Source organism: Streptomyces sp. NPDC088785 (assembly GCF_044750685.1).
In the GTDB taxonomy this organism is placed as follows: Bacteria; Actinomycetota; Actinomycetes; order Streptomycetales; family Streptomycetaceae; genus Streptomyces.
Genome location: NZ_JBIVKH010000009.1, coordinates 148,441 through 175,255, shown reverse-complemented (window position 1 = coordinate 175,255; position 26,815 = coordinate 148,441). Strand labels below are relative to the sequence as shown.

General features: G+C 73.1%; 29 protein-coding genes and 1 riboswitch. Of the genes, 11 read left to right on the top strand and 18 right to left on the bottom strand.

All coding sequences use genetic code 11. The features are described from left to right. Nucleotides 1–11: 11 nt before the first annotated feature. The 8 genes from ACIP5K_RS24290 to ACIP5K_RS24255 all read right to left on the bottom strand — a co-directional run bounded on the left by ACIP5K_RS24290 (nt 12) and on the right by ACIP5K_RS24255 (nt 7,243). Complete coding sequence (locus ACIP5K_RS24290; protein ID WP_401412578.1) at nt 12–1,649, bottom strand: alpha/beta hydrolase; 1,638 nt, start codon at nt 1,647–1,649, stop codon at nt 12–14. A 131-nt stretch (nt 1,650–1,780) separates the two neighbouring features. Beyond that, nucleotides 1,781–2,548, bottom strand: coding sequence for an urease accessory protein UreD (locus ACIP5K_RS24285; protein WP_401412577.1), 768 nt, complete (start codon nt 2,546–2,548; stop codon nt 1,781–1,783). After that, entirely contained in the window at nt 2,548–3,231 is a 684-nt protein-coding gene (gene ureG, locus ACIP5K_RS24280; protein ID WP_401412777.1) for an urease accessory protein UreG, read from the bottom strand. The genes ACIP5K_RS24285 and ureG overlap by 1 nt, the downstream gene beginning before the upstream one ends. Nucleotides 3,232–3,382: 151 nt before the next feature. Beyond that, nucleotides 3,383–4,057 (bottom strand): urease accessory protein UreF, encoded by a 675-nt coding sequence (locus ACIP5K_RS24275; RefSeq protein WP_401412575.1) that lies wholly within the window; start codon nt 4,055–4,057, stop codon nt 3,383–3,385. A gap of 22 nt (nt 4,058–4,079) precedes the next feature. Then, nucleotides 4,080–5,801, bottom strand: a complete 1,722-nt coding sequence (locus tag ACIP5K_RS24270) for an urease subunit alpha (RefSeq protein WP_401412573.1) — start codon at nt 5,799–5,801, stop codon at nt 4,080–4,082. Next, nucleotides 5,794–6,105 carry an urease subunit beta gene (locus ACIP5K_RS24265; RefSeq protein WP_401412571.1) on the bottom strand — a complete coding sequence of 104 codons (312 nt, stop codon included), beginning with the start codon at nt 6,103–6,105 and terminating at the stop codon, nt 5,794–5,796. The genes ACIP5K_RS24270 and ACIP5K_RS24265 overlap by 8 nt, the downstream gene beginning before the upstream one ends. Nucleotides 6,106–6,121: 16 nt before the next feature. Further along, the gene (locus ACIP5K_RS24260; protein ID WP_401412569.1) at nt 6,122–6,424 is read right to left on the bottom strand and encodes an urease subunit gamma; all 303 of its coding nucleotides are present in this window, start codon (nt 6,422–6,424) and stop codon (nt 6,122–6,124) included. 195 nt (nt 6,425–6,619) lie between these two features. Next, a complete protein-coding gene (locus ACIP5K_RS24255; protein ID WP_401412567.1) occupies nt 6,620–7,243 on the bottom strand; it encodes a TetR/AcrR family transcriptional regulator in 624 nt (207 codons plus the stop codon). A gap of 104 nt (nt 7,244–7,347) precedes the next feature. On the opposite strand from ACIP5K_RS24255, the gene ACIP5K_RS24250 reads away from it, so the two are divergent. Then, nucleotides 7,348–8,340, top strand: a complete 993-nt coding sequence (locus tag ACIP5K_RS24250) for an ABC transporter permease (protein WP_401412566.1) — start codon at nt 7,348–7,350, stop codon at nt 8,338–8,340. Between the two features lie 154 nt (nt 8,341–8,494). Here ACIP5K_RS24250 and ACIP5K_RS24245 read toward each other — a convergent pair whose 3' ends face one another. Next, nucleotides 8,495–8,785, bottom strand: a complete 291-nt coding sequence (locus ACIP5K_RS24245) for a type II toxin-antitoxin system Phd/YefM family antitoxin (protein ID WP_401412565.1) — start codon at nt 8,783–8,785, stop codon at nt 8,495–8,497. An 83-nt stretch (nt 8,786–8,868) separates the two neighbouring features. Here ACIP5K_RS24245 and ACIP5K_RS24240 point away from each other — a divergent pair, with 83 nt between their 5' ends. The 3 genes from ACIP5K_RS24240 to ACIP5K_RS24230 all read left to right on the top strand — a co-directional run bounded on the left by ACIP5K_RS24240 (nt 8,869) and on the right by ACIP5K_RS24230 (nt 10,831). Continuing rightward, complete coding sequence (locus ACIP5K_RS24240; protein ID WP_401412564.1) at nt 8,869–9,504, top strand: ATP-dependent Clp protease proteolytic subunit; 636 nt, start codon at nt 8,869–8,871, stop codon at nt 9,502–9,504. 7 nt (nt 9,505–9,511) lie between these two features. Further along, the gene (locus ACIP5K_RS24235; protein WP_401412563.1) at nt 9,512–9,820 is read left to right on the top strand and encodes a hypothetical protein; all 309 of its coding nucleotides are present in this window, start codon (nt 9,512–9,514) and stop codon (nt 9,818–9,820) included. A 333-nt stretch (nt 9,821–10,153) separates the two neighbouring features. Further along, nucleotides 10,154–10,354: riboswitch (cyclic di-AMP (ydaO/yuaA leader) on the top strand. A gap of 3 nt (nt 10,355–10,357) precedes the next feature. Continuing rightward, nucleotides 10,358–10,831: a C40 family peptidase gene (locus tag ACIP5K_RS24230; RefSeq protein ID WP_401412562.1), complete on the top strand. Its 474-nt coding sequence runs from the start codon at nt 10,358–10,360 to the stop codon at nt 10,829–10,831. A gap of 350 nt (nt 10,832–11,181) precedes the next feature. Here ACIP5K_RS24230 and ACIP5K_RS24225 read toward each other — a convergent pair whose 3' ends face one another. Next, nucleotides 11,182–11,646 (bottom strand): ATP-binding protein, encoded by a 465-nt coding sequence (locus ACIP5K_RS24225; protein WP_401412561.1) that lies wholly within the window; start codon nt 11,644–11,646, stop codon nt 11,182–11,184. Nucleotides 11,647–11,928: 282 nt separating this feature from the next. Here ACIP5K_RS24225 and ACIP5K_RS24220 point away from each other — a divergent pair, with 282 nt between their 5' ends. After that, nucleotides 11,929–12,780 carry a helix-turn-helix domain-containing protein gene (locus ACIP5K_RS24220; RefSeq protein WP_401412560.1) on the top strand — a complete coding sequence of 284 codons (852 nt, stop codon included), beginning with the start codon at nt 11,929–11,931 and terminating at the stop codon, nt 12,778–12,780. A 60-nt stretch (nt 12,781–12,840) separates the two neighbouring features. Next, a complete protein-coding gene (locus ACIP5K_RS24215) occupies nt 12,841–13,065 on the top strand; it encodes a DUF397 domain-containing protein (RefSeq protein ID WP_401412559.1) in 225 nt (74 codons plus the stop codon). Here the strand turns inward: ACIP5K_RS24215 and ACIP5K_RS24210 are convergent. Continuing rightward, nucleotides 13,046–14,200, bottom strand: a complete 1,155-nt coding sequence (locus ACIP5K_RS24210) for an 8-amino-7-oxononanoate synthase (protein WP_401412776.1) — start codon at nt 14,198–14,200, stop codon at nt 13,046–13,048. The two genes, ACIP5K_RS24215 and ACIP5K_RS24210, sit on opposite strands and share 20 nt — an antisense overlap. Before the next feature lie 296 nt (nt 14,201–14,496). Between ACIP5K_RS24210 and bioB the strand changes: the two genes are divergently transcribed. From bioB to ACIP5K_RS24190, 4 genes are all read left to right on the top strand, one after another. Next, nucleotides 14,497–15,648, top strand: a complete 1,152-nt coding sequence (bioB, locus tag ACIP5K_RS24205; protein ID WP_401412557.1) for a biotin synthase BioB — start codon at nt 14,497–14,499, stop codon at nt 15,646–15,648. Continuing rightward, a complete protein-coding gene (locus tag ACIP5K_RS24200; protein WP_401412555.1) occupies nt 15,641–16,939 on the top strand; it encodes an adenosylmethionine--8-amino-7-oxononanoate transaminase in 1,299 nt (432 codons plus the stop codon). The genes bioB and ACIP5K_RS24200 overlap by 8 nt, the downstream gene beginning before the upstream one ends. A gap of 6 nt (nt 16,940–16,945) precedes the next feature. Further along, nucleotides 16,946–17,677 (top strand): dethiobiotin synthase, encoded by a 732-nt coding sequence (bioD, locus tag ACIP5K_RS24195; protein WP_401412553.1) that lies wholly within the window; start codon nt 16,946–16,948, stop codon nt 17,675–17,677. Between the two features lie 137 nt (nt 17,678–17,814). Next, nucleotides 17,815–18,474, top strand: a complete 660-nt coding sequence (locus tag ACIP5K_RS24190) for a class I SAM-dependent methyltransferase (RefSeq protein ID WP_401412552.1) — start codon at nt 17,815–17,817, stop codon at nt 18,472–18,474. A 15-nt stretch (nt 18,475–18,489) separates the two neighbouring features. Here the strand turns inward: ACIP5K_RS24190 and ACIP5K_RS24185 are convergent, their stop codons facing one another. From ACIP5K_RS24185 to ACIP5K_RS24155, 7 genes are all read right to left on the bottom strand, one after another. Beyond that, complete coding sequence (locus ACIP5K_RS24185; RefSeq protein ID WP_401412774.1) at nt 18,490–18,828, bottom strand: fic family toxin-antitoxin system, toxin component; 339 nt, start codon at nt 18,826–18,828, stop codon at nt 18,490–18,492. A 46-nt stretch (nt 18,829–18,874) separates the two neighbouring features. Then, nucleotides 18,875–19,114 carry a toxin-antitoxin system HicB family antitoxin gene (locus ACIP5K_RS24180; RefSeq protein WP_401412550.1) on the bottom strand — a complete coding sequence of 80 codons (240 nt, stop codon included), beginning with the start codon at nt 19,112–19,114 and terminating at the stop codon, nt 18,875–18,877. Between the two features lie 65 nt (nt 19,115–19,179). After that, nucleotides 19,180–20,292, bottom strand: coding sequence for a serine hydrolase domain-containing protein (locus tag ACIP5K_RS24175; protein WP_401412548.1), 1,113 nt, complete (start codon nt 20,290–20,292; stop codon nt 19,180–19,182). Further along, on the bottom strand, nt 20,292–22,136 hold the full coding sequence (locus ACIP5K_RS24170) for an ABC transporter ATP-binding protein (protein WP_401412546.1): 1,845 nt from the start codon (nt 22,134–22,136) through the stop codon (nt 20,292–20,294). Before ACIP5K_RS24170 ends, ACIP5K_RS24175 begins: the two co-directional genes overlap by 1 nt. A 35-nt stretch (nt 22,137–22,171) precedes the next feature. Then, a complete protein-coding gene (locus tag ACIP5K_RS24165) occupies nt 22,172–23,065 on the bottom strand; it encodes an ABC transporter permease (protein ID WP_401412544.1) in 894 nt (297 codons plus the stop codon). Continuing rightward, nucleotides 23,065–24,087, bottom strand: coding sequence for an ABC transporter permease (locus ACIP5K_RS24160; RefSeq protein WP_401412543.1), 1,023 nt, complete (start codon nt 24,085–24,087; stop codon nt 23,065–23,067). The genes ACIP5K_RS24165 and ACIP5K_RS24160 overlap by 1 nt, the downstream gene beginning before the upstream one ends. Next, nucleotides 24,080–25,678 (bottom strand): ABC transporter substrate-binding protein, encoded by a 1,599-nt coding sequence (locus tag ACIP5K_RS24155; protein ID WP_401412541.1) that lies wholly within the window; start codon nt 25,676–25,678, stop codon nt 24,080–24,082. The genes ACIP5K_RS24160 and ACIP5K_RS24155 overlap by 8 nt, the downstream gene beginning before the upstream one ends. 209 nt (nt 25,679–25,887) lie before the next feature. Between ACIP5K_RS24155 and ACIP5K_RS24150 the strand changes: the two genes are divergently transcribed. Next, nucleotides 25,888–26,703 (top strand): IclR family transcriptional regulator, encoded by an 816-nt coding sequence (locus ACIP5K_RS24150; RefSeq protein WP_401412539.1) that lies wholly within the window; start codon nt 25,888–25,890, stop codon nt 26,701–26,703. The last annotated feature ends 112 nt before the right edge of the window (nt 26,704–26,815 follow it).

The following is a 26,815-nucleotide window of genomic DNA, read 5'->3' as shown; positions in this document are numbered from 1 at the left end:
CTCTCAGCGGGTCAGGGCTTCGGGACGGCGTGCGGGGTGCACGTGACGTCCTTGCTGTCGACCTCGCCGGTGAGCAGGTACGTGTCGACCCGGTCGTTGATGCAGGGGTTGGTCAGACCGGTGACACCGTGCGAGCCCGCGTCCTTCTCGGTGATCAGGCGGGAGCCCTTGAAGCGCTTGTGCAGCGAGACCGCGCCCTGGTACGGGGTGGCGGCGTCGCGCTCCGACTGCACGATCAGGACCGTCGGCAGGCCCTTGCCGGTGCGGACCTCGACCGGCGACTGCTGCTTGGTCCGCCAGGTCGCGCAGGGGAGGTTCATCCAGGCGTTGGCCCACGTCATGAACGGGTACTTCTTGTTCAGTTCCGTGTTGTCCCGGTCCCACTTCGACCAGCTGGTGGGCCACTTGGCGTCGGCGCACTCGACGGCGGTGTAGACCGCGTTGCTGTTCTCCGCGGACGCGTTGCCCGCGGTGTCCGACAGGTCGGGGGCGGCGGCGTCGACCAGGGCCTGCGTGTCACCGCCGACGTACGCGCTCCAGACCTGGGCGGTGGGCGCCCACGCGGAGTCGTAGTACGGGGCGCTCTGGAAGAAGGCGATCAGCTCGGCCGGGCCGACGACCCCGCCGATGGGGTTCTTCTTCGCGGCGGCGCGCAGCGTCTCCCACTGGTGCTGGACCTCGGCGCGGGTGTCGCCGAGGTGGTAGGTCGCGTCGTTCTTGGCGACCCAGTCCTGCCAGTCCTTCCAGCGGCCCTCGAAGGCGATGTCCTGGTTCAGGTTCGCCTCGTACCAGATGTTGTCGCGGTCCGGGTCGACGACGCTGTCCACGATCATGCGGCGGACGTGGCCCGGGAAGAGGGTGCCGTAGACGGCGCCCAGGTAGGTGCCGTAGGAGACGCCCAGGTAGTTGAGCTTCTTCTCGCCGAGCGCGGCCCGGATGACGTCGAGGTCGCGCGCGGTGTTCGGCGTCGTCATGAAGGGCAGCGTCGCGCCGCTCTTCTCGTAGCAGCCGTCCGCGTACTCCTTGGCGAGCTTGCGCTGGGCGCGCTTGTCCGCCTCGCTGTCCGGGACCGGGTCGGCCTTGGGCGCCTTGACGAACTCCTGCGGGTCGACGCAGGAGATCGGCGCGGAGTGGCCGACGCCGCGCGGGTCGAAGCCGACGAAGTCGTACGCCTTCGAGGTCTTCGTCCACAGCGGGTTCTTGGTGGTCACGCGCGTCGGGAAGCGCATGCCGGAGCCGCCGGGGCCGCCCGGGTTGTAGACGAGGGCGCCTTGGCGCTCGCCCTTGGTGCCGGTGCTGGCGGCCCGGTCGACGGCGAGCTTGATCTGCTTGCCGAAGGGCTTCGCGTAGTCGAGCGGCACGCTGACGTAGCCGCACTGGATCGGCTTGGCGAAGCCCCAGTCCGCGGGGCAGTCCTGCCAGTCGATGCCGTGCTTGGCCGCCCGGGCCGCGGCGACGGCCGCGCCGAGCGCCTCGCGGTCGTGCGCACCCGCTCCGTGCGAGCGCGGCGCCGAGGCGTTGGCGACGGGGGCGGTGACCGCTCCCGCTATCAGCGCCGCGACGGCGACGGCACCGGCGGAGCCGGCCGCCACCCGCCGCCTGCCGCCTCGCGTCTGTCGAGTCCGTCTCAAGAGAGCCCTCCCGTACATGGATTCGATCATTACGTCGATCGGGTTGCCGACCGGTACCGGGATCCTGTCGGCTGTGAGCCCCCTGAGGACAGTCGCGGCGTCCGATCTTTACCAATCCGATAAACGGGATAACTCGCCCCGGTGAGCGGTCAGTCGGCCAGACGGAGCAGTGCCGCGTCGAGGGTGCGGCGCAGCCGCAGGGCATCGGGAGCGACCGCGGTGACGAGGACGGCGGGGCCCGCGAGCGGCGTGAGCGCGGCCGTGCCCTCCTCGTCCAGGACCGCGGCGGCCGGCCGGTCGGTCTCGAACTCGGGCCGTACGACGACCAGCTGGCCCAGGGCGCGGTGCCCGGCCAGGACGGCGGGGCCGTCCCAGCCGCCGGGCGCGCCGGGGCCGCAGGCCAGCTCCTGATCCAGGAGCGGGCGGCCCGCCCGGTACACGGTGAGCCGGCTGGTGAGCCGGCCCGGCTCCTCCCCCGTGCGGCCGAGGACCTGCTCCTCGCGCAGGACGAGCCGGGCGCCCGCGGCCAGTTCGGCGCGGGTGGTGACGCGCAGGTCGCTGCCGCGGGCCGAGATCAGCTGCTCGGGCAGCCAGTCGAGGCGGGCGCCGTCGGCGACGGTGAGCCGGACGTCGTAGCGGGCCTCGCCCTTGGCCTGGCCGGGCAGGGCGAGCGTGGCGGCGACCGAGCCGACGTGCAGGCGGGCGCCCTCGTCCGCGCGGGCCTCGACCGTGAAGCGGTCGCCGCCGAGCGGGCCGCTCATCGCGCCGACGAGCATGACGCGCGCCTCGTCGGCGTGCGCGGCCCGGGTGCGGCGCACGGCGAGCGAGCCCTCGCCCTCCAGGACCGGCAGGGCGGTGCCGCGCCGGCCGTCGCCGCGGGCGGCGATCCGGGCGGTGGACCGGACACCCGCGGTCATCACGCCGTCCAGGCGGCGAGCCGGCCGCGCACCCAGGCGGCCACGTCGCCGACCCCGCCCTCGGAGCGCAGGGATTGGAGCACGACCGGGAGTTCGGCGCGCTGCGCCTTGGCGTCCGCGGCCATCCGGCCCAGGTCGGAGCCGACGTAGGGGGCGAGGTCCGTCTTGTTGACGACGAGCAGGTCGGCGGTGGTGACGCCGGGTCCGCCCTTGCGGGGGATGTCGTCGCCGCCCGCGACGTCGATCACGAAGATCTGTGCGTCGACGAGTCCCTTGGAGAAGGTCGCGGTCAGGTTGTCGCCGCCGGACTCCACCAGGATGAGGTCGAGCGGGCCGACCTCGTCCTCCAGGTCCTCGACGGCCTCCAGGTTGGCGGAGATGTCGTCACGGATCGCGGTGTGCGGGCAGGCGCCGGTCTCCACGGCGGTGATCCGCTCGGGCGGCAGCACGGCCTCGCGCAGCAGGAACTCGGCGTCCTCGCGCGTGTAGATGTCGTTGGTGACGACGGCGAGGGACAGTTCGTCGCGCAGGGTCCGGCAGAGCGCGGCGACGGTGGCGGTCTTGCCGGACCCGACGGGTCCGCCGAGTCCGATGCGCAGGGCGCGCCGGGTCCCGTCGGGCCGCCGCGCGTCGGCGGAGACGGCGGAGGCCTCGTCGTGCGAGTGGCCGAGGTGCTGGTGCATGGTGATCACGGCTCCAGAAGGTGGCCGTCCCGGCCCGTCCGGCGTGTGCGGGCGGGCCGTTCGGGCCGCTAGGGGTCCGGGGCGGGGGCCCCGGGACCGGGAAGGGGCGGAGGGGCTGCGGTGTCCGTCCGGGGGCGGACGACCGCACGGGTCAGGAGGCGAACAGCCGGACGGGCCAGGCGGCGTGCGCCTCGGCCCCGATCTCCAGCAGCGGGGCGCTCCCCGCGGGCAGGACGTCGATCCCCTCGGCGACGGCCCGGCGGGCGGCGTCCACGGCGTCGGCGACGACCCGGTCGAGGTCCGGGGCGAGCCGCGCCAGGGCGCCGGTGGCGTCGAACGGGTCGAGACTGAGCAGCCGCACGACCGCGGTCGCGGGTCCGCTGATCCCCTCGTAGGCGGAGCAGTACGCGGCGTCCTCGGGTCCGAGCCCGGCGGCCCGGGCGGTGAGTCCGAGGACCACCGGCTGGTGGGCGCCCTTGGGGAACCGCGCGGCGAGTGCGTCGAGTTCGGGGTGCGGCCAGGTGGCGCGGGCGGCCCGCATCAGCTGCCGCCCGAGCCTGCGGGCCGCGACCCGCAGCGCGGCCGACGGGGTCCTGGCGTCGGCCGCCGTGTCGAGGGCGACCGGGTCGACGCCGAGCGCCGCCGCCGCGGCGAGGGCCGCCGAGACGGCGCCGCCGGTGTGCAGGCGGCCGCGGCAGAACTCCTCCAGGTCGGCGCCGCCGGTGACGCGGCCCGCCCGGACCGCGGCCTCCGCTCCGCCGGAGTGGGCGTGCCCTCCGGCGGGGAAGCGGCCGTCGGCCAGGACGAGCAGGGTCGCGCGTGTCATGGGATACCTGCCTGTTCCGGGCTCAGAACAGGAAGTACCGCTGCGCGAGCGGCAGTTCGGCGGCCGGGTCCGGTTCGACGAGTTCGCCGTCGATGGTCACGGCGAAGGAGTCGGGGGCGACCTCGACGCGCGGCAGGGCGTCGTTGTTGATCATGTCCGACTTGCCGCGGCCGCGGGTGGACCGGATCGGGACGAAGGACCGGTCGAGCCCGAGCCGTTCCACGAGTCCGTCCTCGATCGCCGCCTCGGTCACGAAGTTGAGGGAGTTGGCGGCCGGGGCCTTGCCGTACGCGCCGAACATCGGGCGCGGGAGCACCGGTTGCGGGGTGGGGATGGAGGCGTTGGCGTCGCCCATCTGCGCGTAGGCGATCTGTCCGCCCTTCATGACCACCAGCGGCTTCACGCCGAAGAACCGGGGGTCCCACAGGACCAGGTCGGCGAGCTTGCCGGGCTCCACGGAGCCGAGTTCGCCCTCGATGCCCTGGGCGATCGCCGCGTTGATCGTGTATTTGGCGACATAGCGACGGGCGCGCTGGTTGTCGGCGCGCAGGTCGCCGGGGAGCAGGCCGCGGCGGCGCTTCATCACGTGCGCGGTCTGCCAGGTGCGCATGACGACCTCGCCGACGCGGCCCATGGCCTGCGAGTCGGAGGACATGATCGAGATGGCGCCCATGTCGTGCAGGACGTCCTCGGCCGCGATGGTGGTGGGCCGGATGCGGGACTCGGCGAAGGCCAGGTCCTCGGGGACGGCCGGGTTGAGGTGGTGGCAGACCATCAGCATGTCGAGGTGTTCCTCGACGGTGTTGACGGTGTGCGGGCGGGTCGGGTTGGTCGACGACGGCAGCATGTTGGGCAGCTGCACGGCGGTGATCATGTCGGGGGCGTGACCGCCGCCGGCGCCCTCCACGTGGAAGGCGTGCAGGGTGCGGCCGCCGACGGCGTCGAAGGTGTCCTGGACGAAGCCCGCCTCGTTCAGGGTGTCGGAGTGGACGGCGAGCTGGGCGCCGGACTCCTCGCAGACGTCGAGACAGGCGGAGATGACGGCCGGGGTCGCGCCCCAGTCCTCGTGGATCTTGAACCCGCAGACGCCGGCGCGCAGCTGGTCGCGCATCGACTCCTTCGACATGGTGTTGCCCTTGCCGAGGAAGCCGATGTTGACGGGGCTGTTCTCCATGGCCGCGAACATCCGGGCGAGGTGCCAGGAGCCGGGCGTGATGGTGGTGGCCTTCGACCCCTCGGCCGGTCCGGTGCCGCCGCCGACCAGCGTCGTCACGCCGGAGGCCAGTGCCTCGTCGACGATGGTCGGCGAGATGAAGTGGATGTGGGTGTCGATGCCGCCCGCGGTGAGGATCTTGCCGTTGCCGGCCAGCACCTCGGTCTCGGGGCCGATGACGAGGCCGGGGTGGACGCCGTCCATGGTGTCGGGGTTGCCGGCCTTGCCGATGGCGGCGATCCGGCCGTCGCGGATGCCGATGTCCGCCTTGACGATGCCCCAGTGGTCGATGATCACGGCGCCGGTGATGACGGTGTCCGGGGTGCCCTCCGCGCGGGTGGCGCGGGACTGGCCCATCGACTCGCGGATGACCTTGCCGCCGCCGAAGACCGCCTCGTCACCGGAGCGGCCGGGGCCGCCGCTGCGGTCCTCCTCGATCTCGACGAACAGGTCGGTGTCGGCGAGCCGGATGCGGTCGCCCGTGGTGGGGCCGAACAGGTCGGCGTAGGCGGCGCGGGACAGCTCAGGCATCGAGGGGACCTCCGGTCTCGCCGCGCAGCCCGGGGACGATCCGGCGGCCCGCGAGGGGGACGAGTTCGACGTCGACGGGGATGCCGGGCTCGAAGCGCACGGCGGTACCCGCGGCGATGTTCAGCCGCTTGCCGCGGGCGGCGGCGCGGTCGAGGTCGAGACCGGGATTGGCCTCGGCGAAGTGGTAGTGGGAGCCGACCTGGACGGGCCTGTCGGCGGCGTTGAGCACCGTCATGCGGGTGACGTCGCGGCCCTCGTTGTAGGCGACGGGTCCGTCGGCGAAGAGGATCTCTCCGGGAATCATGGCTGCCGTCTCCCCGTCAGACGATCGGCTCGTGGACGGTGACGAGCTTGGTGCCGTCGGGGAAGGTGGCCTCGACCTGCACGTCGTGGATCATCTCGGCGATGCCCTCCATGACGTCGTCGCGGGTGAGCAGCTTCCTTCCCGAGGCCATGAGTTCCGCGACGGTGCGGCCGTCGCGGGCGCCCTCCAGGATGTGGGAGGTGAGCAGGGCGACGGTTTCGGGGTGATTGAGCCTCAGCCCCCTGGCCCGGCGCTTCTCGGCCACATCGGCGGCCACATGGATGAGCAGTCTTTCCTGCTCGTGCGGGGTCAGTTGCACGGTCCCACCTCACAGTCCTTCGCTCCGGGCCGTGCGGGGCCCGGCTGCCGCGGCCACCGCGACGGATATAGATGTAACACACAAGAAGTGCGCATGATCTTGCGCACCCTGGTTACCAAAACCCCTGGTGGCGTGGGTCGCAGGCTAATGCGGCGGAGTTTCGGAGACGTTAACCGACGCTTGACCGCGCCATGGTCATCGACTGACCTCCCCCATACTCATCAGGCCGCGCAGACCCGACTCCAGGGACTCGACCGGCACCCGGTCGAAGAGCGCCTGCTGGGTGAGGAACCCCTGTGCCGCGGCGACCAGCACCCGCGCGACGGCCTCCGGATCCGCGTCGGCGTTCATCATCCCCGCCCGCTGGTAGCCCTCGACGATCCGCACCCACGCCGCGGTGACGTTCGCGAACCCGTCCTGGATGATCACGGCCAGCTCCGGGTCGCGCAGCGTCTCGGTCCACACCTGGATCACCAGGCGGGCGAAGACGGGGACGCCTCCCTCGCGCAGGCCGGGGCGCAGCCCGTGCACATCGCGGAGCACCTTGTCGATCAGCTCGTAGGGCGGCGGGGGCGGCGTCTGCCGGCCGGCCTCCTCGTACACCGACCGGACGTCGTCCAGCACCTCGGTGACGATCGCGCGGATCAGCTCCCCCTTGCCGCTGAAGTAGCGGTAGACCGCTCCGGCGGACAGGCCGACCTCCTTCAGCACGTCCTGCATCGACGTGGCGTGGAAGCCGTTGCGGGCGAAGCAGAGGGCGGCGCCGTCCAGGATCTGGCGGCGGCGGGCGTCGAGGTGCTCCTGGGATACACGGGCCATGCCCCCAACCTAAAACGAACATTCCTTCTTGACAACGGCACGGTGCGGTGCCGACAGTGGGGACACCGTAAAACGAACGATCATTCTCTCAACAGGGGGACCGCATGCCCGCTCCGCACCGGAAATCCGCCGCGACGATCCTGCTCGTCCCCCTGCTCGCCGCCCTCGCCCTGTGGGCCTTCGCCTGGCCCGCCGCCCGCACGGCCCCGCGCGACCTGCCGCTCGGTGTGGCCGGCCCGCCCGCCGCGGCCGCCGCGGTGGAGCGGGGGCTCGCCGCCGAGGACGGCGCGTTCGAGATCCACCGGTATGCCGACGAGGCCGCGGCCCGCGACGCGATCGAGGGTCGGATCGTGTACGGCGCGGTGGTCGCCGGGGCGGACGGGACGAAGGTGCTGACCGCGTCGGCGGCGAGCCCGGTCGTCGCGCAGCTCCTCACGCAGGCGGTCACCGCGCGGGCTCCGGCGGGGGCGAAGGTGACGACGGCCGACGTGGTGCCCGCGCCCGCCGCCGATCCCCGCGGCTCGGCCCTGAGTTCGAGCGTGCTGCCGCTCGCCATCGCGGGCGTGGCGGGCGGTTCGGTCGTGACGCTGCTGCGGCTGCGCGGGGTGCGGGCGGCGCTCACGCTGGTCCTGGCCTCGGCCGTGGTCGGGGTCGCCGCGACCGCGCTCGCCGACAACTGGCTCGGGGTGCTGACCGGCGACTGGTGGACGCAGGCCGGGGCGCTGGCCCTGTCGACGCTCGCGGTGGGCGCCACGGTCGCCGGGCTCGCCGCGCTGATCGGCCCGGCCGGCATCGGGGTCGGCGCCCTGCTGATGGTGCTGCTCGGCAACCCGTTCTCCGGGGTGGCCTCGGCGCCGCAGCTGCTGCCCGAACCGGTGGGGCTGCTCGGGCAGGGGCTGCCGCCCGGCGCCGGGGGCTCGCTGATCCGCTCGGTCGCCTACTTCGACGGGGCGCGCGCCGGGGCGCCGGCACTCACGCTCGCGCTGTGGGCCGGACTCGGCCTGGCCGCCGTCCTGTTCGGAGGGGTGCGCGCCCGCCGGGCGTCGGCGCGGCTGGAGGCTCCCGCCCCCGCCCGGACCCCTCAACCGGTGGGCTGAGCTCCGCCCGCCCCGGGGCGGACACCGATCGACCGCGCGTCCCCGCTGTAGCGGACGGGGACGCGCGGTCTTCCTGTCGCCGGGGGCGCGAAAAGAGACGGGGAGAGACAGGGAGAGGGACGGGACTCCGCGGGCTCTCAGGTGGGCCGCAGCGTCACCTGGTCTCGGGGCCGCGGTGCTCGGCCGCGATGCCGAACCGCTGCCGTTCGCCCGGAGCGGACGGGAGGGCCCCTATGCGGGAGACGGAACTGATCACCGGCTCCTCGGCCGGGACCCCGCCCTGCGCACCCATGCCTTCGAGACGCTCCAGGTCAGCCGCCGAGACGAGGGCGACGAGCGGCTTGCCGTGCCGGGTGACGACCACGCGCTCACCGCCGTACACCACGCGGTTGATCAGTTCGGCGAGCTCAGCCCTGGCTTGCGTCACCGGAATCTCGTAGGCCATGCTCCCCATCGTACGTGATGTACGTCCTGTACATTTTTTACGGGAGCGACGCCCGCCGCGCCCGGATCGTCATTGGAGGCTCCATGACCCGCCCGTCCGGCCGTTACGTCCTGCCCGAGTTCACCGAGCGCACCACGACGGGACAGCGCACGCTCGACCCCTACTCCAAGCTCATGGAGGAGCGGATCGTCTTCCTCGGGACCCCCGTCGACGACACGTCGGCGAACGATGTGATCGCGCAGCTGATGCACCTCGAGTACACGGCGCCGGAGCGGAGCGTCGCGCTGTACATCAACTCCCCCGGGGGCTCGTTCAGCGCCATGACGGCGATCTACGACACGATGCAGTACGTCAGCTGCCCGGTGGAGACGACCTGCCTGGGGCAGGCCGCGTCCGTCGCCGCGGTGCTGCTGGCCGCGGGGGTGCCGGGTCGCCGGATGGCGCTCCCGGGGGCCCGCGTGGTGCTCGACCAGCCCGCGCTGGCCGAGCCGGCCCAGGGGCAGCCCACCGACCTGGAGATCCAGGCCCGCGAGATGGTGCGCACCCGGGAGCGGCTGGTGGAACTGCTCGCGCGCCACTCGGGCAGGACGGCGGAGCGGATCGGCGCGGACATCGAGCGGGACACGGTGCTCACGGCCCGGCAGGCCCTGGAGTACGGCCTGGTGGACCACGTCGTGCAGAACCGGAAGAACCAGCAGGGCGCGCAGGGCGCGAGGTGAGGCGGCCGTGTATCCACCCGAACTTCCGCCGCTGCCCGCGCTGACCCGCGCCGAGTGCGACCTGGTCGACAGCTATCTGGCCGTGGTCGATCTGCTGGCCCGCATCAATCCGGCGCGCGGCGACGACACCTATCGGGGCCTGCGGGCCGCCCAGGCGCTGGTGGGCCGGGCGGTGGCGCTCCGGGACGCCCTGACGCTGATGCACCAGCGGGGCGAGAGCCGGGTGCACGCGGAGACGCTGGCGCGGGCGCTGCGCGTCCTGGACGGCGAGAGGCGGACACGATCAGTCACATTGCCGCCAGAAAACGCCTCCTGACGAACAGTCGGGGTCACCCGGCGCTCGTCGACGGTCACGCCGTCCGGCCACGGCGGGAAACGGCCCGGAAGGAGTACCCCCGGATGGCGTAGATATGAGTAGACGGCGCGACCGCAAGAGTTGCGCGACCACGGTAGCCGGACCCCGGAATTTTCGGTTCCGTGCCTGGTGCGGGCGTGGTCGGGGGTGGCCGCCGGTTCCCGAAAGCCGCACTGTCCACCTGAACGGGTCAAGCGTGAGGAGCCTCACTTACCGCCGGTTCGACTCGGTTTTCCTGGCAAAGGTGGGTCAAGATCCCTCCGACGACAAGCCCCCGCCGCAGCGGCGGGGCGGTCCGTGCGGACGCCGAGTCCTGCCGCCGCCCGGATGCCAGGTCGACAGGAGTGGATCGGCAGGAGTGGAGGACCCAGGCACGACGGGCCGCCGCAGCACCCGCTGCGAGCGTTCCTTGGGGTGAAGCCGCAGCCGCGGCCGGGCATCTTCGCCAGCCCGAACCCGACAGGTCATCCTTCGCAGGCGGCTGACGAAGGGTTGCGCATGACCGCGCTGAATCGTGTCCCGTCGCTGCTGACCCGGGCCGGTACGGCCTCGGCCCTGACGCTCGCCGTCGCGGGCGCCGGGCTGATGGTCCCCGGCGCCGCGCCCGCGGCGTCAGCCGCCGTGGCCTCGTCCAAGGCCCTCCAGGTCGCGGCGTCGAAGAAGGGCGCGCCGTACAAGTGGGGCGCCTCGGGACCGCACCGGTTCGACTGCTCGGGGCTCACGCTCTACTCGTTCAAGCGGGCGGGCAAGAAGCTGCCCCGCACCGCCGCGCAGCAGTACAACAAGACCCACCATGTCGCCGGGTCCCAGCGCAAACGCGGCGATCTGGTGTTCTTCCACTCGGGCCGGAGCGTCTACCACGTCGGCATCTACGCCGGCAAGGGACGGATCTGGCACTCCCCGAAGACGGGGGCCGTGGTGCGGCTGGAGAAGATCTGGACCAAGAGCGTCTGGTACGGCCGGGTGCGCTGACGCCCGGGACGGACCTGTCCGCGGAGGGTGGCCCGGCGCCGGACCACCCCTCGCCCACCGCCTGCCGCCTGCCGCCCTGGCACGCGGGGCCCTCGCGGTCCCTCGCACGCCCTGCGGTGGCGCGTGCGCGGCGCCCCCGGCGGGCCCGGAAACGCCTCCGAGGGGCCCGGAAGCGGCCGCGTGCCGCCGTGCCGTGCTCTGCCGAGCCGTGCCGTGCCCTGCCGTGCCGCGCGACGTACCGGGCGGGGCCCTTCCCGGTCCGGGCCGCTGCCGAGCGGGACATGTCCGGGGTCGGACGCGTGTCCGGTGTCGGACCGCCGCCGGGCCGACGCCCCACGGGCGCGCCGCGCTCAGCGCGTGGGTGCCTGGTGGACGGCGCCGCCGGGCTCGGACAGGGTGCTCCTCCACGGCAGGGCGATCCACACCGTCTTACCGCCCTCGGCGGTCGGACAGACCGAGAGCCGGCCGCCGCACTCGGCCGCCAGACAGCGGATGATGACCATGCCCCGCCCGTTGTCCTGCTGCACCGCGGCAGGCAGCCGCCGGGGGTAGCGGGGGTGGCTGTCCGTCACACCGATCCGCAGGTGCTCGTCCCGCTCCAGTTCCAGCTCGACGGTGAAGGTGGGGGACTGCCCGCGGGTGTGCTGCACCGCGTTCGTCACGAGTTCCGAGACGATCAGCCGGACGGTGTCCGCCGCGTCGCAGTCCCCCGGCATGCCCCACTCCGTCAGCACGTTGCTCACATACCTCCGGGCCGTGGGGACCGACGCGGGATCGCTCGGCAGCGTGACGGATGCTTCCTGGTGGTCTGCCATGGCGAAGTCGTCCCTTTCCTTTCGGGGCCGCTCGACCGCCCGCCGCGGATGCTTCACTCCCGGGCCCCGGCTACTGCTTCGCGCCAGCGTGCCACTTGGATGCGCTCCCAGGGTGCCGATCCCCCAAGATATGCATATATCTGTCGCCCGAAGCGGTGAACTCTGCGACGGTAGACCGTATTTGGGCGAGCGCGCGCCGGTTCCTCTACCGTCTGCTCAGGAGCCGTCCCCGTACGGGCCGGGAGAGAGCGGCCGTGCGGCCCGAGGGCCAGAGGAGACAGCATGAAGTACGGTCCCGCGGTGCGCCGCCGCAAGCTGGGTGCCGAATTGCGCGCGCTGCGCGTGGGAGCCGGACTCACCAGTGGTGAAGCCGCGCGACTGGTCGGCTGGCACCAGTCGAAAGTGAGCCGGATCGAGACGGGGCGCAGCGGTGTGACGGGCTCGGACGTGCTGCGGCTGCTCGACGCATTCGAGGCGAAAGACCCCCAACTTCGCGAACTCGTCGTGGCGTTGGCGGGGGCCGAGGATGCCGGCGGGCACCATTGGTGGCACGCCTATCGCGGACTTCTGCCGCCGCTGTACCGCGACTTCATCAGCCTGGAATCACAGGCGTGCCGGATCAGGACGCTGGAGACCAGTGTGATGCCGGGGCTGTTGCAGACGCCGGAGTACGCCTACGCGGTGACACGATCCGTTCTCGGTGGCATGCCCGAGCGGCATATCGAGTCGCTGGTGGACGTGCGTCTCGCGCGACAGGCGGTGCTGCACGCGGAGACGCCCCTGCACCTGACGGCCATCCTGGACGAGGCCGTACTCCGCCGCGAAGTGGGCGGAAAAGACATTCTGCAAAGGCAATTGGCACATTTGGCCGAGGTGGCCCAGCTGCCGCATGTCCGGATTCAGGCGCTTCCCTTCTCCGCAGGTGGGCACATCGGTATCACCGGTCCTTTCGTTGTGTTCTCCTTTCCGAACACAACTGATCTGGACGTGGTTGTTCTCGACCATTTGACGAGTAGTCTCTACCTTGAGCGGAAAGACGATCTCACCGCGTACACGGACGCCTTCGAAGCTCTTCTGGGACACGCTCTTCCACCCGAGGACTCACTGAAGTTCATCGCACAGATAGCCGGATAGCCGGACGTGCGGGGGTCGCCGACGCTCCGTCACGCACCGGCACTGCGTCAGGGAGGCACCATGAATGCACTGCCTCGGTACGTTTCCGACAGCATGTCGCTGAGCGGCGCACAGTGGCGGCGCAGCAGCCGCAGCACGGGCGCCAACAACTGTGTGGAGACGGCCCCCTTGCCCTCGGGGCCCGCGGCCGGCCTGCTGGCCGTCCGCGACTCCAAGAACACGGCGGGTCCCGCCGTGCTGTTCGCCCCCTCCGCCTGGGAGGGGTTCATCGGCTCCCTGCGCTGACCGCGCCCCGGGGAGCTGTCCGACTGATCACCCGCACGGCCTCGGCGACCTGTTCGTCGGTGAGGTCGGCGCGGGCGGTCAGCCGCAGCCGTGAGACGCCGTCCGGCACGGACGGCGGACGGAAACAGCCCACCGCCAGTCCCGCCGCCCGGCAGGCCGCGGCCCAGCGCACCGCCCCCTCGGGCGAGGGTGCGCGCACCGAGACCACCGCCGCCTGCGGACGGACGGCCGACAGGCCCTCGGCCACGAGGAGTTGATGCAGCGTCGCCGCGACCTCGCGGGCCCGTGCCGCCCGCCGGGGTTCGCGGCGCAGCAGACGCAGCGCCGCGAGCGCGGCGCCGACGGCGGCCGGCGCGAGGCCGGTGTCGAAGATGAACGTACGCGCCGTGTTGACGAGGTGGTCGATGACCGGCGCCGGTCCGAGGACCGCTCCGCCCTGGCTGCCGAAGGACTTCGACAGGGTCACCGTGGCGACGGTGGCGGGGTCGCCCGCGAGACCCGCCGCGTGCGGGGCGCCGCGTCCGCCCGCGCCGAGGACGCCGAGCCCGTGCGCGTCGTCCAGGATCAGACCCGCCCCGGACTCCGCCGCCACTCGGCCCAGTTCGCCGAGCGGCGCCCGGTCGCCGTCGACCGAGAAGACGGTGTCGCTGACCACCACGGCCGGTCCGTCGTGCGCGGCGAGCGCGGTGCGCACCGCCGCCGGGTCGGCGTGCGGCACGACCCGGGTGGTCGCGCGGGCCAGCCGGCAACCGTCGATCAGGGAGGCGTGGTTGGCGGCGTCGGAGACGATCAGCGTGCCCTGCGGGGCGAGCGCCGTGACGGCCGCGAGGTTCGCCGCGTAACCGGACGACAGCACGAGCGCGGCTTCGAAACCGCAGAACTCGGCCAGTTCGCGCTCCAGTCGCGTGTGCAGCTCGGTGGTGCCGGTGACCAGCCGCGAGCCGGTGGCACCGCCGCCCCACCGGCGGGCCGCCTCGACCGCCCCCGCGATCGTCTCCGGGTGCCGGGTGAGACCCAGATAGTCGTTGCTCGCCAGGTCGAGCAGCGGGGAGTCCGCGGGGCGCGGGCGCAGCGTGCGGACGAGTCCGGCCGTCTCACGGGCCCGGCGCCGCTCATCGAGCCAGCCGAAGGCCAGAGCCGGGGCCGGGGCCGGGGCGGGAGCCGGGGCCGGGGCGGGAGCCGGGGCCGGGGCGCTTACGGGAGCGACGGCAGGGGTAGGGCTGCTGTGCGCCGGAGTCGCCACTCCCTCGGCCCGACGGTCCGCGACGCCCTCGGCTTGTCGGTCCATGACTCCCTCTGTTTGTAGGTAATGCACAGACCCTAGTCGCCCCGCCACCGGCCCAGGATGTGGCAATACCCACACGTCGAGCCCCGTCCTTTGTGCGGACTCTCCTTTCCCCGGAGCCGGTGGATGAGCCAGGATCAGGGCTCATGGACCTGCTGAACACGCTGGTGGACAAGGGGCTTCGGCGCGAGACGCCGAGCCGTGAAGAGGCGCTCGCCGTGCTGGCGACGCCGGACGACGAACTGCTCGACGTGGTGGCCGCGGCCGGCAAGGTGCGCCGCCAGTGGTTCGGGCGCCGGGTCAAGCTCAACTACCTGGTGAACCTCAAGTCGGGCCTGTGCCCGGAGGACTGCTCGTACTGCTCCCAGCGGCTCGGCTCGAAGGCCGAGATCCTCAAGTACACCTGGCTCAAGCCGGACGAGGCGTCGCAGGCGGCGGCCGCCGGGGTCGCGGGCGGCGCCAAGCGGGTCTGCCTGGTGGCGAGCGGGCGCGGTCCCACGGACAAGGACGTCGAGCGGGTCGCGGCCACCATCGACGCGATCAAGTCGCAGAACGAGGGCGTCGAGGTGTGCGCCTGCCTCGGGCTGCTCTCCGACGGTCAGGCCGAGCGGCTGCGCGGCGCGGGCGCCGACGCCTACAACCACAACCTGAACACGTCCGAGGCGACCTACGGCGACATCACCACGACGCACACCTACGCCGACCGGGTCGACACCGTGCGCAAGGCGCACACGGCGGGCCTCTCGGCCTGCTCGGGACTCATCGCCGGCATGGGCGAGAGCGACGAGGACCTGGTCGACGTCGTGTTCGGGCTGCGCGAACTGGACCCGGACTCGGTCCCGGTGAACTTCCTGATCCCCTTCGAGGGGACGCCGCTGGCCAAGGAGTGGAACCTGACGCCGCAGCGCTGCCTGCGCATTCTGGCCATGGTCAGGTTCGTCTGCCCGGACGTGGAGGTGCGGATCGCGGGCGGGCGCGAGGTGCACCTGCGCACGATGCAGCCGCTGGCCCTGCACATCGCCAACTCCATCTTCCTCGGCGACTACCTGACCAGTGAGGGGCAGGCGGGCCACGCGGACCTGGAGATGATCGCCGACGCGGGGTTCGAGGTGGAGGGCACCGACCGGGTGACGCTGCCGGAGCACCGCGCGGGCGGCGGCTGCGGGTCGGTGTGCGGCTCCGGGGAGAGCACCGGGACCGCCGGGGCCACCGGGGCGGCCGAGGCGACCGAGGCGCGGACCGACCTGGTCGCCGTGCGCCGCCGGGGCGCCGGGACGGACCTCGCGCCCAATGCCTGATCCGCGTACCCGCCCGGCCGACCCGCGGATCGAGGAGCTGCTGCGGCTCGACCGGGAGCACGTCTGGCATCCGTACGGTCCCATGCCGGGACGGCAGCAGCCCCTGGTCGTCGAGTCGGCGGCCGGGGTTCGGCTGCGGGTCGCCGGGCACGGCGAGCTGGTCGACGGGATGTCCTCGTGGTGGTCCGCGATCCACGGCTACAACCACCCCGTCCTCAACGAGGCGGCGCGCGGGCAGCTGGACCGGATGAGCCACGTGATGTTCGGCGGGCTCACCCACGAGCCGGCGATCCGGCTCGCGCAGCGGCTCGTCGAGATCTCGCCCGCCGGTCTCGAGCACGTGTTCCTCGCCGACTCGGGGTCCGTGTCGGTCGAGGTCGCGCTGAAGATGTGCCTTCAGTACTGGCGTTCGCTCGGCCGGCCGGAGAAGCGCCGGATGCTGACCTGGCGCGGCGGCTACCACGGCGACACCTGGCAGCCGATGTCCGTGTGCGACCCGGAGGGCGGGATGCACGGCCTGTGGGCCGGGGTGCTGCCGGAGCAGGTGTTCGCGGACGCACCGCCGGACACCTACGAGGAGTCGTACGCGGAGCGGTTGCGGCGCACGGTCGAGCGGCACGCGCACGAGCTGGCCGCCGTGATCGTGGAGCCGGTGGTGCAGGGCGCCGGCGGGATGCGGTTCCACTCCCCCGCCTACCTGCGGGTGCTGCGGGAGGCGTGCGACGCGCACGACGTGCTGCTGGTGTTCGACGAGATCGCCACGGGCTTCGGGCGCACGGGTGCGCTGTTCGCGGCGGATCACGCCGGGCTCACCCCGGACGTGATGTGCGTCGGCAAGGCGCTGACCGGGGGTTATCTGACGCTCGCCGCGACACTGTGCACACCGCGGGTGGCGCGGGGGATCTCGCGCGGCGAGGTGCCGGTGCTCGCGCACGGTCCGACGTTCATGGGCAATCCGCTGGCCGCCGCGGTGGCCTGCGCCTCGATCGATCTGCTGCTCGGGCAGGACTGGCTCGCCGAGGTGAAGCGGATCGAGGCGGGGCTGCGGGACGGGCTGTCGGCGGCGGCCGGTCTGCCGGGCGTCCGGGACGTGCGGGTGCTCGGGGCGATCGGTGTCGTCCAGCTCGACCACGAGGTGGACGTCGCCGCGGCCACCCGCGCCGCCGTCGCGGAAGGGGTGTGGGTGCGGCCGTTCCGCGACCTCGTCTACACCATGCCGCCGTACGTCACGGGTGACGGGGATCTGGCGCGGATCACACGCGCGGTGTGCGCCGCCGCGCGGGAAGGATGAGCGGGCATGACGGTATGGGTGGTCACCGGGACGGGGACCGAGATCGGCAAGACCGTGACGACGGCGGCGCTGGCGGCGGTCGCCGTGCGGGCCGGGCGTTCGGTGGCGGTGCTCAAGCCCGCGCAGACCGGGGTCGCGCCGGGCGAGCCGGGCGATGTCGCCGAGGTGCTGCGGCTGGCCGGTGAGCGGGTGACCGGGGTGGAGCTGGCCCGGTATCCGGAGCCGCTCGCGCCGGGGACGGCCGCGGCCCGGGCCGGGCTGCCGCCGGTGCGGCCCGCCGAGATCGCCGAGACCGCGGTCAAGCTGGCGGCCTCGCACGATCTCGTACTGGTGGAGGGCGCGGGCGGGCTGCTCGTGCACCTCGACGACGAGGGGTCGACGCTCGCCGACGTCGCGCGGCTGGCCGGCGCGCCGGTGCTGGTGGTGGCGCGGGCCGGACTCGGCACGCTGAACGCGGTGCAGCTGACCGCGGAGGCGCTGCGGGCCCGCGGGCTGACACAGACCGGCCTCGTCATCGGGAGCTGGCCCCGGGAGCCGGACCTCGCCGAGCGCTGCAACGTGGCGGACCTGCCGAAGGTCGCCGGGGCCCCGCTGCTCGGAGCGGTGCCCGAGGCGTCCGGGCGGCTCCGGCCCGAGGAGTTCCGGGCGGCGGCCGGGCAGTGGCTGGCGCCCGGGCTGGGCGGGGCCTGGGACGGGGCGGCGTTCGCCCGCGCGTGGGATGCCGCGGGCGCGCGCTGACGGCGCGCCGGGCACCGCGGCCGGCCGGGCCGGCGAACGGCGGCCCGGCCGCGGCGTTGCCGCTCCCCCCGCGCGGGGAACACTCCGGGCAGCACGTCCCAGACCCCGGGGACGTCCCGACACGGAGGAGGCCCGCGATGGCGGACCGACCGCGGAAAGTGACCGGGGATGCCGTACGGCACCCGGTGTTCGCCCGGTTCTACACGGGGCTCAGCGAGCGGATCGAGCCGTTCATGGGGCCCGTGCGCACCGAACTGCTCGCCGGGCTCTGTGGCCGGGTGCTGGAGATCGGGGCGGGGAACGGGCTGAACTTCCGCCACTACCCCGCCACCGTCGCCGAGGTCGTCGCCATCGAACCGGAGCGGGCGCTGCGCCGGGCGGCGGTCGACGCGGCGCGGCGGGCGGAGGTGCCGGTGGACGTGGTGCCCGGCACCGCGCAGGCGCTGCCGGTCAAGAGCGAGGCGTACGACGCGGTCGTGCTCTGCCTGGTGCTGTGCAGCCTGCGGGAGGTGGCGCGGTCCCTGGGCGAGGTGCGCCGGGTGCTGCGGCCCGGCGGCGAGGTGCGGTTCTTCGAGCACGGGCGGGCGCCGGGGCGCGGGATGCGTGCGGTGCAGTCGGGGCTCGACCGGACGGTGTGGCCGCTGCTCTTCGGCGGCTGTCACACGGCGCGCGACACGGTGGGCTGCCTGCGTGACGCCGGTTTCGGGCCGGTCGCGTACCGGGAGCTGATCGTGCCGGACCGCGGACCGCGGCTGCCCACCTCGTACTGCGTGCTGGGCAGCGCCCGGCGTCCGTAGGGCGTGGCCCGGGGTTCACCGGCTCCAGCCGTGCAGTTCCTTCTCGATGTCGTGGACGCTCGCGCCGTCGTTCTTCACCAGCCGGGCCAGCTCCCTCACCTGCTCCGGGGAGGTCGTCACCGGGACGCCGCTCGCCACCAGATAGGCGTAGGCGACGGCGGTGGCGTACATCGCGTTCGACCGCTCCAGCGCCGGTACGTGGATGAGGAGTTGCAGCAGTGCGGCGGCGCGCGCCTGCGGGGTGTCGTAGACCGGCAGGTCGAGGATGCGGGCGCGGGCCCGGGCGGCGGCCGCCACGAGGGCGCCCCAGTCGGTGATGCGCGGGTCGCCGGGGGTCTTCTGCTCGGCGACCATCAGCAGCCAGGCGAGGTCGACCGTGACGCGCGGGGTGCCGCTCGCGTCACTCAACGGGACGGCGCCGGCCTTCGGTGTCCGGGCCGAACTCCTCGGCGAACACCGTCTCGTAGCGCCGCATGAAGTCGGCGGCGGCGTCGACGAACATGCGGCCCTGCTCCCCCGCGTCCCGCCGGACGAGGTCCTCGATGTAGCGGTTCACGCTCATCCCGCGGGCCAGCGCCCGCTCGCGGGCGGCGCGCGCGGTGTCCGCGTCGACCCGCACGTTCAGCTGCGTCTTCGGCATGTCCTCACGCTAGCGCCGGTCCACTAGCACCCACAAGGCCCGCGAATGTGGACCGGCGCCCCGTGTCAGGCGTTCAGGGCCGCCTCCGCGATGGCCGGGAGCGCCAGGTAGCACAGGTCGCGGTACTGCATGTCGGCCCAGGCGTCGCCGTGCGGCCAGGCCGAGGTCTTGACGACGACGACCCGGCGGTCGCGGTCGGCGTAGACGAACTGGCCGCGCATGCCGTCCGCGGTGACCCGGCGCCCCGCCGCGTCCAGCGGCCACCAGTGGTGGCCGAACCCGGCGTGCGCGGTGATCGACACGGGCAGCCGGCCCGGGTGCAGGAACGGCTCACCGGGGCGGCTCGACGTGTCGGTCCACTCCTGCGGGACGAGGGCGCGCCCGTCGACGCGGCCGTCCATCTGGAGCAGGCCGAGGCGGGCCCAGTCGCGGGCGGTCGCCGCGAGCGAGCCGCCGGCCATGGCGACGCCGTGCGGGTCCTGGCCGACGACGGCCGGGTGCTCGGCGCCGAGGTCGTTCCACAGGCGGCCCAGATGGGTGGCGAAGTCGAGGCCGGTGGCTCGTTCGCGGACCCAGTCGAGGACGAGCGAGTCGGCGGTGCAGTACGTGAACGAGGTGCCGGGGGTCCGGCCGGGCGGGATGGAGGTGAGCTGCTCGCGCAGGCTGCCGCGGCCCTCGCGCAGGGGGGCGACGAGCCGGGCGGCGGGCGAGGCCGGGTCGCGGTGGTCCTCCGCCCAGTCCACGCCGGTGGTCATGGCGAGCAGATGACGGACCGTCACCTCGCGGTAGCCGCAGGCGGGGTCGTCGAGTTCGGGGACGTAGGAGCGCGCGGGCGCGTCGAGGTCGAGGTCCGCGACGGTCCCGACGAGGAGGGCGAGGGCCGACTTGGTCGCGGAGTTGCCGAGCAGCCGGTCCTCGGGCGTGACGCCGTGGAAGTACCGCTCGTGCACCAGGGTCCCGTCGACGATCACGACGAGCGAGGTGGTGCAGGTGAGGTCGAGGAACTCGTCGAGGTCCATGGTCCGTCCGGCACCGGTCACCCGGACGGCGAGCGGGCGCTCGGCGCGCGGCCAGGGCCGCGGCGCGGCGGACCGGGGGATCTCGGTCGAGCACGGGATCAGCCGTTGCGGTTCGCGCAGCGCGTCGATGTCGGGGCGGGCCAGGGGGGCGGTGGCCATCAGGTGCCTTCTCCTACGGGTGCGGGGCGGTCGCCGTCCTCCCGGCCGGGGGTGTCGGTGAGCAGTTGCCGGGTGTACGGGTGCGCGGGCCGGTCCAGGACCTCGGCGGTCGGGCCCTCCTCCACGATGCGGCCGTCGGAGAGGACGGCGACCCGGGTGGCGAGCGAGCGGACGAGGGCGAGGTTGTGGGTGACGAACAGCATCGACAGGCCGCGGCTGGTGCGCAGGTCGTCGAGCAGGGTCACGATCGACGCCTGTACGGAGACGTCGAGCGCGGAGGTCACCTCGTCGCAGATCAGCAGCTCGGGCTCGCAGGCGAGCGCGCGGGCGATCGCGACGCGCTGGCGCTCGCCGCCGGAGAGCCGGTCGGGGCGCAGGTCGGCGACGCCGGGCGCGAGCATGACCTGGGCGAGCAGCTCGTGGACGCGCTCGGTGGCGGCGGCGCCGCGGGCGAGGCCGAACAGTTCCAGCGGCCTGCGGATGATCTTGCCGACCGTCATCCGGGGATTGAGCGCCAGGTAGGGGTTCTGGAACACGTACTGGACGGCCTTGCGCAGCTCGCGGCCGCGCCGGCGGGCGCCGGGCGGCATCGGCGCGTCCTGGAAGGTGACGCTGCCGGTCCACTCGTCGTGCAGTCCGCCGATGGCCCGGGAGAGGGTCGACTTGCCGCTGCCGGACTGGCCGACGACGGCCACGCACTCGTTGCGGCCGACGGTGAGGTCGATGCCGTGCAGGATCTGCCGGGATCCGTAGTGGGCGGTCAGCGCCTCGACGGTGAGGACGGGGGCGGGGCGCTCGGTGGCGGCGGGCGGGGCGACGGTGAACGTCAGCGGGCGGGCGCGGACGTGGTCCACCCGGCGGCAGCGGGCGCGCACGTCGCTGCCGGTGACGGCGGTCAGCTCCGGCTCCCGCTGCGCGCAGGCGTCCTCGGCGAAGTCGCAGCGGTCGCGGAACCGGCAGCCGGTGGGGCGCCGGCCCGGTGAGGGGGTGCTGCCGGGGATGCCGGTGAGCACGCGGGCCTCGTTGACGCTGGGGACGGCGGTGAGCAGGGCGCGGGTGTACGGGTGCGAGGGCGCGGCGAAGACGGTCCCGCGCGGGCCGATCTCGACGATGCGGCCCGCGTACATCACGGCGACGCGGTGCGCGAACTCGCGGACGACGGCGAGGTCGTGGGTGACGTAGACGGCGGCCACGTCGTGCCGGGCGCACAACTCCCGCACCGTGGACAGGACATGGGCCTGGGTGGTGACGTCGAGGCCGGTCGTCGGCTCGTCCAGGACGAGGACGCGGGGCCGCAGCGCGAACGCCATGGCGATGCCGACGCGCTGCAACTGCCCGCCGGAGAGCTGGTGCGGGTAGCGGCGCAGGAAGGCGTCGTCGTCGGGCAGCGCGACCTCGGCGAGCACCTCGCGGACGCGGGCGTCGCGTTCGGCCGGGGTGCCCGCGTGGTGGACGTCGAGGACCTCGCGGATCTGGCTGCCGACGCGCATCACGGGGTTGAGGGAGGCGGCGGGGTCCTGCGGCACGTAGGCGACCTCGGAGCCGCGGCGCCTGCGGGCCTCCGCGGCGGGGGCGCCGAGCAGTTCGCGGCCGTCGAGGACGACCTCGCCGGCGTCGACGCGGGCGCCCCGGCGGGTGTGGGCGAGCAGGGCCGTGGCGATGGTGGTCTTGCCGCTGCCGGACTCGCCGACCAGGGCCAGGATCTCGCCCGCGGCGACGTCGAAGCTGATGTCGTCGACGACGTCGGGGCCGGTGCGGCCGAGCACCACGCGCAGGCCGGTGACGGTGCAGGACGCGGCGGCGGTACCGGTGCCGGGTTCGACGTCGGTGATCGGTGGGGTCATCGGGTGGCTCCCTTCGGAGCGGGGGAAGGGACGGCTCACGCCCGCTCACCCGGCCCGGAACCGGCCGCCGCGCGGGCGATGCCGTCGGCGATCAGGTTCGTGCCCAGGGCGAGGACGGCGATGGCGACGACCGGGGCGAGGATCGCCCAGGGCTGGACGGCGAGGGCCAGTCGGTTCTCGTTGATCATCAGGCCCCAGTCGGCGGCGCTGGGGTCGGAGGCGAAGCCGAGGAAGCCGATGGAGGCGACCAGGCCGACCGAGTAGGTGAGCCGCAGGCCGAGTTCGGCGAGGAGCGGGGCCGACATGTTCGGCAGCAGCTCGCGGAACAGGATCCGGGTGCGCTTCTCGCCGAGCGCCTCGGCGGACTGGATGAACTCGCGGGTCGCGAGGCCGGTCGTCATGCCCCGGGTGAGGCGGGCGACGCGCGGCGCGTGCGAGACGCCGACGACCACGACGACCAGCCAGCGCTTGGGCCCGGCCACCGACAGCAGCACCAGGACCAGCACGATCTGCGGGAAGGCGAGGATCACGTCGCAGATCCGCATGACGACCTCGTCGAGCCAGCCGCGCGCGTAGCCGGCGACGAGCCCGGCGGCGACGCCGAGCACCATGCCGAGGACGGTGGCGGACACGGCGGTGACGACGACCCAGTCGCCGCCCGCGAGGAGCCGGCTCCACACGTCCTGGCCGAGGTAGTCGGTGCCGAGGAGCGCGCCGGGCGCGGCGTCCGAGTAGGGGGCGCCGACGATGTCGTTCTCCCCGTGCGGGGAGAACAGCGGGCCGAGGAAGGCGATGCCCACGATGCCGACGGTGAGCACGATGCCCACCCAGGTGCGGCCGGAGGCGAGCGCGCCGCGCAGCCGGAAGCGGCGCGGGACCGGGTCCGTCCCGGTCGTGCCGGTCTTGGTGTCGAGCACAGCGGTGGCCATCACCGCACCCCCGTCCGGAGTTTGGGTGTCACGAGGATGGTCAGGACGTCGGCGATCAGGTTGACGACGACGTAGACGGCGGCGATCAGCAGGGCGAGGGCCTGGATCACCGGGACGTCCCGGTTGCGTACGGCGTCGACCAGGGCGGTGCCGATGCCGGGGTAGAGGAACAGGCTCTCCACCACGACGACTCCCCCGGCGAGCCAGGCGAGTTGCAGGGCCATGACCTGGATGGCGGGCACGACGGCGTTGCCGAGGGCGTGCCGGGCGACGGCGCGGCGCTCGGGGACGCCCTTGAGGCGGGCCATCTCGACGTAGTCGCTCTCCAGGACCTCGATGAGGCTGGCGCGCAGGATCCGGGCGACGTAGGGGACGACGGCCAGGGTGAGCGTCGCCACCGGCAGGATCATGACGACGGGGTCGGTCCAGGGTCCGCCGGCCCAGGAGACCGCCACGGACGGCAGCCAGGTGAAGACGACGGTGGAGAAGAGGGTGACGAGCAGGATGCCGATCACGAACTCGGGGAGCGCGGCGGTGCCGAGCAGGGCGACCTGGATGACGTGGTCGACGGCGCTGTCGCGGCGGCGGGCCGAGTAGAGGGCGACGAGTGCCGACAGCGGGGCGATGATGACGGCCGCGATGGCGACCAGGACGGCGCTGTTGACGATCTTCCCGCCGATGAGCGCGGAGACCGGGCCCTTGGTGGCGAGCGAGGTGCCGAAGTCGCCCGTGAGGACGCCGCCGAGCCAGGAGAAGTACTGGTGCACGGCGGACTGGTCGAGGCCGAGGTCCGAGCGGAGCGCGGCCAGGCGTTCGGGGGTGGCCGAACGGCCGAGGATGGCCTGGGCCGGGTCGCCGAGCAGATGGGTGGCGGTGAAGACCAGGAGGGATATCAGCCAGAGGGTGAGGGCCGCCATGCCGACGCGGCGCAGCGCCCACAGGGTCCAGGTGCGTGTCGGGCTGGGGGCGTCGTCGCGGTGGAGGGACCCGTCCGCCGCGGGGACCGCCGCCGGCTCAGTCACTGACCGAGACATTGCGGAACTCGTAGTTGGACAGCGGGAGGTTGGCGTTCGGGGTGAAGCCGGTGACGTTGGCCGCGTAGGCGTCCACCTGGTTCTTGAATCCCCAGACGATGTGTCCGCCGCGGTCGTACTCGATCTTCTGTGCGGCCTGGAGCAGTGCTTTGCGTCTGTCGGGGTCGAATTCGCGTCGGGCCCGGGTCATGAGGCTGTTGAACTCCGGATCGTTCCAGTGGGTCTCGTTGTACGGGGAGGACTTGAGGGAGCCGGAGTCCACCTGCGCGACGTAGTTCCGGGTGATCCAGTAGTCCTGGGCGAAGGGCCAGCTCAGGTAGCGGTCGCCGTAGAAGGTCGCCGCGTCGGTGATGCGGACGTCGACCTTCACCCCGGCGCCCTTGGCCTGCTGGGCGAAGAGCTGGGCGGCCTCGATGGAGCCGGCGCCGATGCCGGAGGAGGTGACGAGCTCGACCCGCAGGTCCTCGTGTCCGGCGGCCTTGAGGAGGGAGCGGGCGCGGGCCAGGTCCTGGTGGCGCTGGGGCAGGTGACCGGCGTAGGCCGGGTCGAGCGGCGAGTACATGTCATTCCCGACGCGGCCCTGGCCGCCGAGCACCTGCTCGACCATCTGCGGCCGGTCGACGATGAGCCGGAAGGCCTGCCGGACCCGGACGTCGTCGAAGGGGGCGGTGTCGACCCGCATCGTGAGGGGGTTCCAGGAGCCGGTCTTGGAGATCAGCACCCGCCCGCCCTGGTTCTTGATCATCTCGATGTACGCGGGCGGCAGGTTGTCGATGGCGTCGAGCTGGCGGCTCAGCAGCGCGTTGATCTTCGCGGTGTCGTCGGGGAAGTCGAGGATGTGCACCTCGTCGAGGTACGCGGGCCGCCGCCAGTAGCCGTCGAAGCGCCGGAAGGTGGACCGGTCGCCGGGCGTGAACGAGCGGAAGACGAACGGCCCGGTGCCGACCGGCCGCCTGAGGTCGAAGTCCTCCGGGACGATGCCGAGCGTGTACTGGGCGAGCAGGTCCTCGAACAGCGCGTACGGGACCGTCAGCGGGATCCGTACCGTGGTGGCGTTCTCCCGCTTCAGGCCCTTCGCGTCGAGCATCGCGAGGCTGCCCGCCCCCGCGGTGGGCGCCTTGGGGTCGACGACGCGGCGCAGGGTCGCGATGACATCGTTGGCATCGAGCGTCCTGCCGTTGTGGAACTCGATGCCCCGGCGCAGCTTGACCACCCAGGTCCTGCCGTCCTTGGACGATTCGAGGGACTCGGCGAGCAGCGGCTTGATGCGGTAGTCGGCGTCGTGCGTGAAGAGCGGCTCGAAGAGGTTCACGACACGGGACTGGTCGGGGTACGTCAGCGGGCTGTGCGGGTCGAGGCTGTCCTTCGCGCTGCCGCCGCTGACGCCGACGCGCAGCACGCCGCCGCGCCGCGGCTTCCCGTTCGACGCGGCGACGACGGGCCGCGAGCAGGCACTGAGCAGGCCCGCGGCCGGGACGGCGCCGGCGAGCAGCGCGCCGCCGCGCAGGACGCGGCGGCGGCTCAGTGCGCGGGACCGGACCCGGGAATCGTCGCCGGGCGGAGAAACACTGTCGGACATGGTGGGGCCTCGCCTCCAGATCACAGGACATTCCGTACGTTCACATGGCGCGATCGCCGCTCGGATGCTGAGAACATAGATACGGCCGTGAGGGAGGTCAAGTGAGGAAGATCCAGGTCGCAGGCCATGCGCCTGCGCTTCTGCCCACGATCACCACTTGTATTCCCCCCAGTGAAGAACAGGGCGAGAGAGCCGAGGGACCGAGACCTATGCCGAACACCCGGCACACCACGAACGACACCGAATCCCCGCAGGTCGGCGAGGGTGCGAGCCCCACCGGCACGGTGCAGTCCCTGGAGCGCGCGATCACCTTGCTGCGGGCCGCGGCGGACAGCGCGCCGGAAGGGGACACCGCCACGAATCTCGCGGCCCGCTGCGACCTGAACCGGGCGACGGCCTGGCGTCTGCTGTCGACCATGGAGCGGTTCGGCCTGGTGGAGCGCAGCCCGGTGACCCACCGCTACACGATCGGCTTCGAGGTGGCCCGGATGGGGTCGGCCGCCGGGTACGACGGGCTGATCCGGCGCGCGCACGGCACCCTGCGCCGGGTCAGTGCGCAGACCGGCGAGACGGCCGACCTCGCGGTGGTGCAGCAGCTCGGGCTCACCTATGTCGACGAGGTGACACCGCCGGTGGTGCTCAGCGCCAAGTGGCTCGGCCGGCAGGTGCCGTTGCACGCGACGTCGACCGGCAAGGCGCTGCTCGCCTGGCTGCCCGAGGAGGAGGGGGACGCGCTGCTCGGCGACGCGCTGGAGGCGTTCACGGACACCACGATCACCGACCGGCGACGGCTGCGGGCGGATCTCGAACGGACCCGGGAGCGCGGCTACAGCGTCTGTCTGGGCGAGATGGAACGCAGCCTGTACGGCGTCTCCGCTCCGGTGCTCGGCAGCGGGGGCCGGCCGTTCGCGGTGGTCAGCATCTGGGGGCCGCACGACCGGGTGCCGGAGTCGCGCTTCGACACCCTCGGACCGCTGGCGCGGGCCGCGGCGGAGGAGATCGGGCGGGCCGCGCAGACGCTCTGACCCCACGCGGTCCGCGTTCATATGGTGCGACGCAGGCTCGCATCATGAAACGAGGGCTTGAGAGGGAGGAGGGTGCGCGGTTACGGTCGTGACGTCCCGACGCCGAGCCGCA